The organism is Pseudomonas sp. IT-P218 (genome assembly GCF_949767605.1).
GTDB classification, from domain to species: domain Bacteria; phylum Pseudomonadota; class Gammaproteobacteria; order Pseudomonadales; family Pseudomonadaceae; genus Aquipseudomonas; species Aquipseudomonas putida_AE.
The window spans coordinates 104,460-116,852 of record NZ_CATKQQ010000003.1 but is presented as its reverse complement, the minus strand read 5'-3'; the positions used below and the strand labels follow the sequence as shown (position 1 = coordinate 116,852).

At 62.8% G+C, this 12,393-nt stretch carries 9 protein-coding genes and 1 pseudogene; 7 read left to right on the top strand and 3 right to left on the bottom strand.

From position 1 onward, the window contains the following. Nucleotides 1-6: 6 nt before the first annotated feature. Entirely contained in the window at nucleotides 7-729 is a 723-nt protein-coding gene (locus tag ACM6I6_RS02475) for a pirin family protein (RefSeq protein WP_414919326.1), read from the bottom strand. Nucleotides 730-1,007: 278 nt separating this feature from the next. On the opposite strand from ACM6I6_RS02475, the gene ACM6I6_RS02470 reads away from it, so the two are divergent. Together ACM6I6_RS02470 and ACM6I6_RS02465 are read left to right on the top strand one after the other, a co-directional pair. Further along, complete coding sequence (locus tag ACM6I6_RS02470) at nucleotides 1,008-1,958, top strand: GlxA family transcriptional regulator (RefSeq protein ID WP_414919325.1); 951 nt, start codon at nucleotides 1,008-1,010, stop codon at nucleotides 1,956-1,958. A 153-nt stretch (nucleotides 1,959-2,111) separates the two neighbouring features. Further along, nucleotides 2,112-3,596 carry an ATP-binding protein gene (locus tag ACM6I6_RS02465; RefSeq protein ID WP_414919324.1) on the top strand — a complete coding sequence of 495 codons (1,485 nt, stop codon included), beginning with the start codon at nucleotides 2,112-2,114 and terminating at the stop codon, nucleotides 3,594-3,596. On the opposite strand, the gene ACM6I6_RS02460 is transcribed toward ACM6I6_RS02465, so the two are convergent. Both ACM6I6_RS02460 and ACM6I6_RS02455 read right to left on the bottom strand, forming a co-directional pair. Continuing rightward, entirely contained in the window at nucleotides 3,561-6,365 is a 2,805-nt protein-coding gene (locus ACM6I6_RS02460) for an ATP-binding protein (RefSeq protein WP_414919323.1), read from the bottom strand. The two genes, ACM6I6_RS02465 and ACM6I6_RS02460, sit on opposite strands and share 36 nt — an antisense overlap. A 130-nt stretch (nucleotides 6,366-6,495) precedes the next feature. After that, nucleotides 6,496-6,909 (bottom strand): annotated as a pseudogene (locus ACM6I6_RS02455) (helix-turn-helix domain-containing protein); the annotation flags it as partial. 157 nt (nucleotides 6,910-7,066) lie between these two features. Between ACM6I6_RS02455 and ACM6I6_RS02450 the strand changes: the two are divergent. The 5 genes from ACM6I6_RS02450 to ACM6I6_RS02430 all read left to right on the top strand — a co-directional run bounded on the left by ACM6I6_RS02450 (nucleotide 7,067) and on the right by ACM6I6_RS02430 (nucleotide 12,374). Continuing rightward, the gene (locus ACM6I6_RS02450) at nucleotides 7,067-7,987 is read left to right on the top strand and encodes a LysR family transcriptional regulator (protein ID WP_274076653.1); all 921 of its coding nucleotides are present in this window, start codon (nucleotides 7,067-7,069) and stop codon (nucleotides 7,985-7,987) included. Between the two features lie 253 nt (nucleotides 7,988-8,240). Further along, nucleotides 8,241-8,843, top strand: a complete 603-nt coding sequence (locus ACM6I6_RS02445) for an antibiotic biosynthesis monooxygenase (protein ID WP_274076654.1) — start codon at nucleotides 8,241-8,243, stop codon at nucleotides 8,841-8,843. Beyond that, entirely contained in the window at nucleotides 8,840-10,678 is a 1,839-nt protein-coding gene (locus ACM6I6_RS02440) for an amidohydrolase (RefSeq protein WP_274076655.1), read from the top strand. Before ACM6I6_RS02445 ends, ACM6I6_RS02440 begins: the two co-directional genes overlap by 4 nt. Nucleotides 10,679-10,715: 37 nt before the next feature. Continuing rightward, entirely contained in the window at nucleotides 10,716-11,342 is a 627-nt protein-coding gene (gene ycaC, locus ACM6I6_RS02435; protein WP_414919322.1) for an isochorismate family cysteine hydrolase YcaC, read from the top strand. A 135-nt stretch (nucleotides 11,343-11,477) separates the two neighbouring features. Next, nucleotides 11,478-12,374 carry a LysR family transcriptional regulator gene (locus ACM6I6_RS02430; protein ID WP_414919321.1) on the top strand — a complete coding sequence of 299 codons (897 nt, stop codon included), beginning with the start codon at nucleotides 11,478-11,480 and terminating at the stop codon, nucleotides 12,372-12,374. The last annotated feature ends 19 nt before the right edge of the window (nucleotides 12,375-12,393 follow it).

Below are 12,393 nucleotides of genomic sequence, written 5' to 3'. Positions count from 1 at the left end.
ACAGGGTTATGGCATTTCTGGCAACTCATTCGCACGCAGATCGAACACCAGCACCTCGGCATCCACCCCATTGCTCAAGCTCAGCAACTGTTCCTCGCGAACCCGCACGCCGTCGCCTTCCTGCAGTGCTACACCGTTCAGCTCAACGCGACCACGAGCCACATGGACATAGGCATAACGATTGGCAGCCAGTTCCACAGTGGCACTTTCCTTGCCATCAATCAGGCCGGCATACACCCGCGCATCCTGGCGCACCGTCAGTGAACCCTGGGCGCCGTCGGGGGAGATGATCAATTGCAGGCGACCGCGTTTCTTCTGGGTGCTGAAATGCTCCTGCTGATAGCGTGGCTTGGCACCGCTAACGTCCGGCACTATCCAGATTTGCAGGAAGTGCACGGGCCGCGAATCCGAGTGGTTGTACTCGCTATGCGCCACGCCGCTGCCGGCGCTCATCAACTGCACATCGCCGGGACGGATCACCGAGCCGGTGCCCAGGGTGTCCTTGTGTTCCAGCGCGCCTTCGAGCACATAGGAGAAAATTTCCATGTCGCGGTGCGGGTGTTGGCCGAAGCCTTTGCCGGCGGCCACGCGGTCATCGTTGATCACCAGCAGATCGGAAAAACCCTGTTCTTTCGAGTTGCGATAGCTGGCGAAGGAAAAGGTATGGAACGACTTCAGCCAGCCGTGATTGGCCAGGCCACGATCCGATGCTTTGCGAAGGGTCAGCATGATGAAATCTCCTTTTGGGACGTTGATTCGTCCGAGTGAGGAGAAGGTTAATGTTAATCCATTGGTGCAATAAGTAGATGAAAACTGAAATACTGTCTCTTTCAGGTTGACAGCTGTGTACCTACGGACGCAGTACCCCTGTGGGAGCGGGCTTGCTCGCGAATGCGGTGTTACATTCAACAAATTTGGTGACTGACACACCGCCTTCGCGAGCAAGCCCGCTCCCACAGGTTCGGTGTCCGGCACAAAGACCTTCCTTGATTTCAGTGATTGAACCCATGAAAACCGTGGCAATGGTGCTGTTCCCCGACTTTCTCCTGCTCGACATGGCCGGGCCGATGGAGGTGTTTTCCATCGCCAATCGTTATCTCAAGCCCGACGAGCACTATGTGCTGACGACCCTTGGCACCGAGTCCGGCGCACTGCGGGCGTCCAATGGCGTGAGGGTGCAGGCGGACATGCCGGTCGAGCAGGCCTGCGACGGCTTTGATCTGCTGCTGGTGCCAGGCGGCCCCGGTGCCTACAACGAAAAACATCCGCCCTTGCTCGAGTGGCTCAAGCGCAATGTCAGTCGATCGCAGACCTTTGGCTCGATCTGCACCGGGGCGTTCGTGCTGGGGCACGCCGGTTTGCTCGACGGCTATCGCGTGACCACCCACTGGCACTACACCGAACGGATGATCAAGGCATTCCCCAAGGCGACGGTCGAAACCGACCAGATCTACGTCCAGGACCGCAACCTCATCACCTCCGGCGGCGTCACTGCCGGCATTGACCTGGCGCTGGCCGTGGTCGCCGCCGACCATGGCAAGAAAGTCGCCCAGGACGTGGCCAAGGTGTTGTTGGTGGTCATGAAGCGCCAGGGCGGCCAGGCGCAGTTCAGCCCGCTAATGGCGGCAGTGGCCCCAAATGAAACGCCGATCACCCGGGTGCAGAACCATGTGCTCGAACACCTGGACGAAGCCTTCAGCATCGAACGCATGGCCAGCCTGGCCAACATGAGCCCGCGCCACTTCGCCAGGGTCTTCGCCCGGGAAGTGAACATGACCCCCATGGAGTTCCTGCAAAGCGCCCGCATCGACCGCGCCAGGAACCTGCTGGAAACCGCTGACCTGCCGCTCAAGACCGTAGCCTTCAAAAGTGGCTTCGGCAGCGTACGGCACATGCGTTTCCTGTTCAGTGAAAAGCTCGGCCTGACCCCGATCCAGTACCGCGAGCAGTTCAGCTGACACGCTTGTCCGTTGTGCGCACCCTATTGGCCGTGACGCTCCCCCCATGGCGGTTGTACCGTCACCGGGGCCTGCCAAGATACCGCTGAACTCATTGCAAGGAAGGTACGGAGCCTGTCATGTGCCGAGCAGGTTTCCAGCGGGTGAAAGCGTATGAACAGCCTCAGAAATGTAATCAGCGACACGGTGCTGCACTTTGGCCCCTACGCCTTCCACGTCAATCAGCGACTGGTTCGCCAGGGTGATCAGCCGCTGCGCCTGGGCGGGCGGGCGCTGGATATCCTGCAGGTGCTGGTTGAGCATGCCGGCTCGGTGGTCAGCAAGGACCATCTGATTGCCCGGGTCTGGCCGAGAACGGTGGTCGAGGACATCAACCTGCGCGTGCACATTGCCGCCCTGCGCCGGGCCTTTCGTGACGGGCAGGACGGGCACGGCTACATCGTCAACATCCCCGAGCGTGGCTACAGCTTTGTCGCGCCGGTGCGCCAGGCGCTGGAGCTCACGCCTTTGGCCAGCGACGCCTTTGCACCATCCCCCCACAACCTGCCGGCACGACTCACACCCGTCATCGGTCGCGATGCCGTGGTGGGCAGTCTGGTGCGCAAGTTGCCAGCGCGCCGTTGCATGACCCTGGTCGGGCCCTGTGGCATCGGCAAGACCACCGTTGCCCTGCGTGTCGCCGAATTGCTGTTGCAGCACTTTCGCGATGGCGTGTGGCGGGTGGATCTGGCGATGATCGACGACCCGGCACAGGTGGTCGACTATGTGACGCGCACCTTGCAACTGGACGTGGGTACGACCCTGGACGCGCTGGGCCAGTGGCATGGTTTGCTGGTTCTCGACAACTGCGAGCACCTGCTTGAAAGCTGCCGGGCACTGGTCGAGCAGCTGTTGATTTCGGCACCGCGCCTGTCGATTCTCGTCACCAGCCGTGAGCCGCTGCTGGCCACCGGCGAAGAACTCTTGCCATTGCCGCCGCTACTGGTGCCACCGACGTCGGCGTTACGTTGTGTCGATGAGGTCATGGGCTATTCGGCCGTGCAGTTGTTCGTCAGCCGTGCCCGCGCCCGCCAGCAAGGCTTTGCCCTGCGCGAGCAGGACCTCAAGGCCGTGCGCGAAATCTGTTGGCGACTCGATGGGCTGCCATTGGCTATCGAGTTGGCGGCGGCGCAGATCGATGCGCTGGCGCTGGTGGGGCTGCAAGCGCAACTGGACAACTGTTTTCAGCTGCTGACCCAGGGGCGGCGCACGGCGGTCCCGCGACACCAGACGCTGAAGGCGGCCCTGGACTGGAGCTATGAGCGGCTAAGCCCGATGGAGCAAACCGTGTTGCAGCGTCTGGCGGTGTTCAAAGCGGCGTTCACCCTCGACGCGGCGATCGCCGTGATCAGTTGCGCGACGCTGCCGCCGTCCAGCCTGAGCAGCGTGATGCAAAGCCTGGCGCTCAAATCGCTGCTGGCACTGGAGCAACTGCGCGGCGTGACGCGCTACCGTTTCCTCAATACCACCCGTTGTTATGCCCTGGAAAAACTCGAACAGAGCGGGGCCTTGCGCACCTTCGAAATGCGCTACGCCGGCTACGTCAGTCACGCCCACCGGCCATCAAGCCGACTCGTGGCTGTGGAGCTCGCCGAGTAGGCGTTGCGCGGTGGCCAGGTCCGGTGTGGCATGGCCTTCGGTAAACCGCTGGTGGATCGGCGACAGCAGCTCCCGGGCCTGCCGGTCGCGGCCCTGACGCTGCCAAAGCCGCGCCAACGAGGTGGCGCTGCGCAGTTCCCAGGCCAGGGCGCCTTGGACTCTTGCCACGTTGAGCGCCTTGCTCAGCAAGGTCTCGGCGGCACAGTCCTGCACCGGGCAATCAGCGGCCAGCAGCACATCGGCCCTGGCCCGCAGAATCTCCGCGGTGCTCCAGCCCGCCGCGCCGGTCTCGGCGCGTTGCAGCAACTCGTCATCGACCAGGCCGCTGTCGAGGGTGACCATGATTTCCTTGATCAGACCCACACCCGGACGCGGTAACGCATCGACTTCGGCATCGTCGATGACCAAGGCATAGTGTCTAGCCCAGGTATGGAACAGCAGCACCGAGTGTTTCTGCGCCTGTTCCAGCAGCAGGTGCAATAGTTCGCGAGCGGTTCGGGCGTCGCCGTTGTAATGGGCGATCAGGCAGCCCGCCAGGGCCAGGGTGTAACAGATGGACGTGCCATGGTTGATCTGCAGTGCGATGTCCAGTGCCTGCCGGGCCGTACGCCAGGCTTGCTCCGGTTGGCCCTGGATCCAGAGGATACGGGCGAGGATGGTCAGCGCGGCGACGCTCTGGTCGTATTGCACGCCAAATCCATGGGTGAAGCGATTGAGATGGCCACTGTGGGCCATGCGCTGGATCACCTCTTCGGCGTTCATTCGGGCCCGCTGCTGATCGCCGGCAAAGTGCAGGGCCAGGACCCGCAGGCGGTGGGTGCTCAGGGACAGCATCGGGTCACCATGCAACCCCAGGCGATCGAATTGCTCGCTCTGTTCCAGGGCCATTTGATAGTGGCCGCAACTGAGGTTGACCGCCAGGTGCCCGGAGATGGCGCGCAGTTGTCCGGCTACGTCCTTGCAGTGTTCGGCCAAAGCCCGGGCGCTGACGAAGGCCTCGACGGTTTCGGCGGTGCCGCCCTGGGCGTGGTAACAGGTGCTGCCCAAGGCCAGTTTCAGCAGCATTTGCAGCCGTGGGCAGACTTCGGGCGCGGCATCGAGCAGGGCCAGGGCCTTGCGCACATAACCGCCGTACTCGTTGAGCAGCGACAGTTCCTGCCACAGCGGCGTGGACGTCGCGGTCAGGCGGATCGCCAGCGCCTGCGGCCCTGATGCAGACAGGCCCCAGTCGAGCGCTGCGCGGATGTCCTCCAGGCTGCGGGCATAACGCTCGATCCACAGACCGGTGGGGATCTGTTCCCAGTCGTCCTGCGCCTGTTGCATCAGGGCCAGGCATCGTTCGGCGTGGCGCTTGCGGGTGTCGGGCAGTTCAGTGCTTTGTTCGAGTTTTTCCAGGGCATAACGGCGGGTGGAGTCGAGCAGGCGGTAGAACACCTCTTCGTCACCGACGTCCACGATCAGCAGCGACTTGGCCACCAGTTGCATGATCGAGCCAAACACCTCGCGCGGTTCGATGTGTTCGCCCACGATCACCGCCGCTGCCGATTCCAGGGTAAAACCACTGCGCAAGATGCCCAGTCGCCGCAGGCAGGTCTGTTCGCAAGCAGTGAGCAGGTTGAAGCTCCAGTCCAGCGTCGTGCGCAGGGTTTGATGCCGGCCCTGGGTCGTCTGGCCGCTGTGGGCGAGCAGGCGAAAACTTTCCTGCAACTGCGCCAGCAAACCGCTGAGGCCAAGGTTGGCGACTTGCGCGGCCGCCAGTTCCAGGGCCAGCGGAATGCCGTCCAGGCGCTGGCAGATCTCGATGACCAGCGGCAACTCGGTATCGGTCAGTTCAAAGCTGTCGTGGTTGGCCATGGCCCGCTCGATAAACAGCTGCACGGCGGAAAAACCCAGGGCCTGGGTGCGGTCCTGCACGGTGATGGGTGGGGGGCATTCCAGCGGTTCCAGGCGCTGGACGAATTCGCCTTCGGCACGCAGGCTCTCGCGGCTGGTGGCGAGGATATGCACGTGTGGCGCGCCACCCAGCAGGCTTTCACAGAGCAGTGCCACGCTGTCGATCAGGTGTTCGCAGTTGTCGATGACCAGCAGCATATGCCGCTCGCGCAGGAACGTGGCAAGCGTGCTCAGCGGTTCGCTGTCGTGCAGGGACAACCCCAGCATTGTCGCCAGGTGGCCGGTGATCAACGAGGGGTCGTTGATCGGCGTCAGGTCCAGCAGGCGGATGCCGTCGCGGTAGTGGCCGATCAGTTGCTCGGCGACGCGCAGGGCGACGCTGGTCTTGCCGATGCCGCCGGGGCCGACCAGGGTGATGAAGCGCTGGAGCGGCAGTTGCGCCACCAGCCTGTCGACCAGCACCTGGCGGCCGATCAGGCGGGCGCGGCGCAGGGGCAGGTTATGGCCGCTGGATTCAACCAGGCCATTTTGCGGACGGTGTTCGATGGGCGCAAGCGACCACGGCGCGACAAAGCTGTAGCCGCGCTGGGCCACGGTGACGATGTAGCGCTGGCCAGCCTGGCCGTCGCCGAGGGCTTTGCGCAGGGCGGCCATGTGCACCCGCAGGTTGATCTCTTCCACCACGCTGTCGGGCCAGACTTCAGCGATCAGCTGTTGCTTGCTGACCACCTTGCCGGCGTGTTCCAGCAGGATCAACAGGATGTCCATGGCGCGTCGGCCCAGGCGCAGGGGCCGGTCGGATTCCAGCACCAGACGTTGTCCGGGGTAGATCCGGTAGGGGCCGAAATGCACAGCCTGTTCGAGGGCGAGGGTCAACGGGTTGCTCCTGTGTGAATGCGTCTGGAACGCACTTCTGGAGCATATTCCTCATATTTTTGCCGGCGCGCAATGCGTCGTTTATCACAGCGGTTGAACTCGGCGCTCGATGATCCGGGTGCTGCCCGCAGGCAGGTGATGTGGGGAGGGCGCGTACGGCCCGGCAACGCCACGCAAACGGATTGATGCCCTCGCTGCGGGTGAACATGTGGCAGAAGTGAGCCTGGTCGCAGAAGCCGCATTCGAGGCTGATTTGCGTGAGACTCAGGTCGGTGTGCTGGATCAGCTGCTTGGCCCGGGCGATACGTTGCTGGCGAATCCATTCCTGTGGCGAACAGCCGGTGCTGCACTTGAACGCGCGGGAGAAATGACTGCGCGACAGCGAACAAGCCTGGGCCAGTTCGGTCACTTGCAGGGATTCGCCGAGGCGATCGAGGATCAGTTGTTTCACCAACTGTTCGCGCTGCGGACTGAGGCCGCTGGCGCTTTTTTCCTGGGGCTGCGCGACTGTCGCGCGAGCGGCGCTTTGCTGGAACTGAGCCATGGCGAATGTCCGAATGGGTAGGATTCATTCTTGAACCCCAAGGCTCTGGCGCGCGAGTTAAACGTTGTTAATTCCTCATGCAGGGTGGGCAGTCCTGGGTAAAGTCAGACACAATCGCCACCTCGCGCCTGGCTTGACACACAAGGGAACCGTGCCTATGAACCGTAACGATCTGCGTCGCGTCGACATGAACCTGCTGGTGATTTTCGAAGCGCTGATGTTCGAGAAGAATCTGACCCGCGTGGCGGAAAAACTGTTCATGGGCCAACCGGCCGTGAGTGCGGCGCTGGGGCGGTTACGCGATCTGTTCGACGACCCTTTGCTGTTGCGCAACGGTAGAAGCATGGAGCCGACGGCACGGGCGCTGGCGATTCTCAAGGAACTGCAACCGGCCATGGACACCATTTCCGGCGCGGTCAGTCGCGCCAAGGAATTTGATCCGGCGACCAGTTGCGACGTCTTTCGCATTGGCCTGTCGGACGATGCCGAGTTCGGTCTGTTTCCGCCTCTGCTGAGCAAGCTGCAGGAAGAGGCACCGGGCATTGTCGTGGTGGTGCGCCGGGCCAATTACCTGCTGATGCCGGCGTTGCTGGCGTCGGGGGAAATCTCCGTGGGCGTCAGCTACACCACCGACCTGCCGGCCAATGCCAAGCGCAAGAAGCTGCGGGATATTCCCTGCAAAGTGCTGCGCGGTGACAAGCGACCGGGGACGCTGACCCTGGATGAGTATTGCGCGCGTCCCCATGCGATGGTGTCGTTTTCCGGGGACCTGAGCGGCAATATCGACCTGGACCTGGCGAAGGTTGGTCGCACCCGTCGGGTGGTGCTGGGCGTTCCGCAGTTCAGCGGCTTGCGCGCGTTGCTCGCCGGCACCGAGATGATTGCGACGGTGCCGGATTATGCGGCGTGTGCGCTGGTGGAGGGGTGTGGCTTGCGTGCCGAGGATCCGCCGTTCGAGATTGCGGCGGCGCAGTTGTCGATGGCCTGGAGCGGGGTGCATGACAATGATCCGGCGGAGCGCTGGTTGCGGTCGCGGATCAGTCAGTTCATGTCGGAGCCGCTGTCGATCCCGGCGTGACAGCGGCGGCCTGCCGCCAACCTGTATTTTCGCGGATGTACCCAACCCCCCTGTAGGAGCGAGCTTGCTCGCGATGGTCGCTAACGATGACGCTAGCTTTCTGACGAAACGCGTCAGCTTCACGTCCTTCGCGAGCAAGCCAGCTCCTACAGGGGGCTCGGGGTCCCTCGCAATAAGAGCACGTACATTCAATTTTTTCCTTTCTCGCCCCGGCATTATTCAATTCAATATTGTCTCGCCGGAGCCCTCCGCCATGCCTGATTCCAACGTGCTCGACTCGCCTTTCGAGGAGGTCGTGACCCTGGTCATCAAACACCGGGTCAGGGCCGGTTATGAAGTGCCCTACGAGGCCTGGCTGCGCAACATCGTCAGTGTCGCCGGACAGCAGGAGGGGCACCTGGGCGTGGATGTGATGCGCGGCAAGAACGCGGGCCTCGATATGTACACCTGCGTCCTGCGCTTTTGCTCCACCTCGGCGATGCAGCGCTGGCTCGATTCGCCCCAACGCCAGGCGCTGGTCAACGAAGCCACGCCGATGCTGGCCGACGGCGACCAGACCGAGGTCAACCCGGTCAACGAATTCTGGTTCGCCCCCCAGGTCGAGTCGGGCTCGCCACCGCCGCGCTGGAAGCAGGCCGTGGTGACGCTGCTGGTGATCCTGCCGCACACCTTGCTGGTGCCGCTGCTCTGGGGGCCGTTGTTGCGGCTCAACGCCGTGCTCTCCAACTACGTGGTCGCGACCTTCCTGATCACCCTGACCATCGTGCTGTCGGTGGTGTACCTGTTCATGCCGATGGCGACGCGCCTGTTCGCGCCCTGGCTGTCTTCTTCCACTGCGCCCAAGGAAACGCGATGAACGCCGATCTGATTCTGTTCAATGGCCAATTTCATACCGTCGACCGTGAAAACCCACGCGCCACTGCGGTCGCCATCAGCGAGGGCCGCTTCGTCGCGGTCGGCAGCGATGCCGAGGCCATGGCCTTGCGCGGTTCTGGCACGCAGGTGATCGACCTCAAGGGCCGTTGCGTGATCCCCGGCCTCAACGACTCGCACTTGCACCTGATCCGTGGCGGTCTGAACTACAACCTCGAACTGCGCTGGGAAGGCGTGCCGTCACTGGCCGATGCGCTGCGCATGCTCAAGGATCAGGCCGACCGCACACCCACGCCGCAATGGGTGCGGGTGGTCGGTGGCTGGAACGAATTCCAGTTCGCCGAAAAGCGCATGCCGACCCTCGAAGAGTTGAACCAGGCCGCGCCCGATACCCCGGTGTTCGTCCTGCATCTGTATGACCGCGCCTTGCTCAACCGCGCCGCGTTGCGGGTCGCCGGTTACACCCGCAATACGCCGAACCCGCCGGGTGGCGAGATCGTGCGGGACTCGAACGGTGAACCCACCGGCATGCTGGTGGCGCGGCCCAACGCGATGATTCTGTACTCGACGCTGGCCAAGGGGCCGAAGTTGCCGCTGGAGTACCAGGTCAACTCGACGCGCCAGTTCATGCGCGAACTCAATCGCCTCGGCCTGACCAGTGCCATCGACGCTGGCGGCGGTTTCCAGAATTACCCGGACGACTATCAGGTGATCGAGCAGTTGGCCAGGGACCAGCAACTGACCGTGCGCATCGCCTACAACCTGTTCACCCAGAAACCCAAGGAAGAACTGACCGATTTCAAGAACTGGACCAGCAGCGTGACCCTGCACCAGGGCGACGACTACCTGCGGCACAACGGCGCCGGGGAGATGCTGGTGTTCTCCGCGGCGGATTTCGAGGACTTCCTCGAACCGCGCCCGGACCTGCCGCAAACCATGGAAGACGAACTGGAACCGGTGGTGCGCCATCTGGTCGAGCAGCGCTGGCCGTTCCGTTTGCACGCCACCTACGACGAATCCATCAGCCGCATGCTCGACGTGTTCGAGAAGGTCAATCGCGACATCCCGTTCAACGGCTTGCCGTGGTTTTTCGACCACGCCGAAACCATCACCCCCCGCAACATCGAGCGGGTGAGGGCGCTGGGTGGCGGCATCGCCATCCAGGATCGCATGGCGTTCCAGGGCGAATACTTCGTCGAGCGCTACGGCGCCAAGGCAGCGGAGGCGACGCCACCGATCAAGCGCATGCTGGCCGAAGGTGTACCGGTCGGCGCCGGCACCGATGCCACGCGGGTGTCCAGCTACAACCCATGGACCTCGTTGTACTGGATGGTCAGCGGCCGCACCGTCGGTGGCCTGGCATTGCACGCCGAGGGCCTGTCGCGCCAGACCGCCCTGGAACTGTTCACCCACGGCAGCGCCTGGTTCTCCTCCGAGCAGGGCAAGAAAGGCCAGATCAAGGTCGGGCAACTGGCGGACGTGGCAGCCTTGAGCGCGGACTATTTCAGCGTCGAGGACGAAGCGATCAAATGGATCGAGTCGGTGCTGACCGTGGTCGGCGGCAAGGTGGTGTATGCCGCCGATGATTTCGAAAAACTTGGGCCCGCCAGCGTGCCGGTGCTGCCGGACTGGTCGCCGGTGGTGAAGGTACCGGGCCACTGGCGGCCGAATTCGCCGTTGCAGGCGCAGGTTCACCAGTGCAGCGGACCCTGCGCGGTGCACTCCCACAGCCATGAGCGGGCGCGTCTGTCGAATGCGCCGGTGAGTGATTTCGCCGGGTTCTGGGGTGCCTTCGGCTGCTCGTGTTTTGCTTTCTAATCAACTTAAGCGACAACCATCCACCAAGGAGTTTTTCATGAGCAACGTTCCGTACAAACGCCTGAACAAAGACGATGCAGTGGTGCTGCTGGTCGATCACCAGACTGGCCTGATCTCGCTGGTCCAGGACTTCTCGCCCAACGAGTTCAAGAACAACGTGCTGGCCCTGGGCGACATCGCCAAGTTCTTCGAACTGCCGACCATCCTCACCACCAGTTTCGACAGCGGCCCCAACGGTCCGATCGTGCCGGAGCTCAAGGCGCAGTTCCCGGATGCGCCGTTCATTGCGCGCCCTGGCCAGATCAACGCCTGGGACAACGAAGACTTCGTCAGGGCGGTGAAGGCCACCGGTCGCAAGCAACTGATCATCGCCGGCGTGGTCACCGACGTCTGCGTGGCGTTCCCGACCCTGTCGGCCCTGGCCGAAGGTTTTGACGTGTTCGTGGTGACTGATGCTTCCGGCACCTTCAACACCACCGTTCAACAAGCCGCCTGGGCCCGCATGTCGGCCGCCGGTGCACAGCTGTTGAACTGGTTCTCGGTTGCCTGCGAGCTGCAAGGCGACTGGCGCAACGACATGGAAGGCCTGGCCAACCTGCTGTCGGAACGCATTCCGAACTACCGTAACCTGATCAACAGCTACACGACCTTTACTTCGAAGTAAGTCGACAGGCTGAAAAGATCGCAGCCTTCGGCAGCTCCTACAGGGGAACGCGTACAACTGTAGGAGCTGCCGGAGGCTGCGATCTTTTGCTTTGTAAACGTTGTAAAGTGTCGGACTGTCAATCAAGGCGCGACAATGAACCCGTTCGAAGATATGCGTATTTTTTGCCAGGTGATGGATTCCGGCAGCTTCACGGCCGCCGCCGATCAGTTGGGATTGTCCAAGCAGTTTGTCAGCCGGCGCCTGATGCAGCTCGAAGCGCGTCTGGGTGTGCGGCTGCTCAATCGCTCGACAAGGCGGTTGGATGTCACGCCCCTGGGGCAAAGTTACTACGAATCGGCCTTGCGCTTGCTGGGTGAAGTCGAGCAGGTGGAGCAGGGCATCGCCGGGCAGACCACCGAGCCGCGCGGCACCATTCGCGTGAGTGCGCCGCTGTCGTTTGCGCTGGCGCATCTGGGGTGCCTGCTGCCGCAGTTTCTGCAGCGTTATCGTGACGTCACGGTGGAGGTGGACCTGAGCGATCGCCCGGTGGATTTGCTCGGCGAGGGCTACGACCTGGCACTGCGCATCGGCACGCTGGAAGACTCGACGTTGATCGCGCGGCGCATCGCTTCCATCCAGCGCGTCTACTGCGCCAGCCCGGCTTACCTGGCTGAGCGCGGTACGCCGGTCAAACCCGAAGACCTGCACCAGCATGACTGCCTGCCTTACGGTCATGGGCGTCAGGTGCAATGGCGCTTCGAAGGGCAGGGCAAGCCGCTGATGGTCAACGTCACCGGGCGGATGCGGGTCAACAATGGCGAGCTGCTCAAGGACGCGGCGACTGCCGGGATGGGGATTACTTATTTGCCGACGTTTATCGTCGGGGCGGCGTTGAAGGATGGGCGATTGGTGGCGGTGCTGGATGAATTTTGTCCCGAGCCGCTGACGCTGTCGGCGGTGTATCCGCAACATCGCCAGGCGTCGCGACCGGTGCAGGCGTTGATCGGGTTTTTGCGCGAGCGGCTGGATCAGACGCAGGGTGTATTGTAGATCTACGGTTCACACAATC

Excerpts from the sequence above, each read along its gene's own strand:
- ACM6I6_RS02440 (WP_274076655.1), top strand. The coding sequence starts at position 8,840 with ATGAACGCCGATCTGATTCTGTTCAATGGCCAATTTCATACCGTCGAC.
- ACM6I6_RS02445 (WP_274076654.1), top strand. The coding sequence starts at position 8,241 with ATGCCTGATTCCAACGTGCTCGACTCGCCTTTCGAGGAGGTCGTGACC.
- ACM6I6_RS02470 (WP_414919325.1), top strand. The coding sequence starts at position 1,008 with ATGAAAACCGTGGCAATGGTGCTGTTCCCCGACTTTCTCCTGCTCGAC.
- ACM6I6_RS02450 (WP_274076653.1), top strand. The coding sequence starts at position 7,067 with ATGAACCGTAACGATCTGCGTCGCGTCGACATGAACCTGCTGGTGATT.
- ACM6I6_RS02475 (WP_414919326.1), bottom strand. The coding sequence starts at position 729 with ATGCTGACCCTTCGCAAAGCATCGGATCGTGGCCTGGCCAATCACGGC.
- ACM6I6_RS02465 (WP_414919324.1), top strand. The coding sequence starts at position 2,112 with ATGAACAGCCTCAGAAATGTAATCAGCGACACGGTGCTGCACTTTGGC.
- ycaC (WP_414919322.1), top strand. The coding sequence starts at position 10,716 with ATGAGCAACGTTCCGTACAAACGCCTGAACAAAGACGATGCAGTGGTG.
- ACM6I6_RS02430 (WP_414919321.1), top strand. The coding sequence starts at position 11,478 with ATGAACCCGTTCGAAGATATGCGTATTTTTTGCCAGGTGATGGATTCC.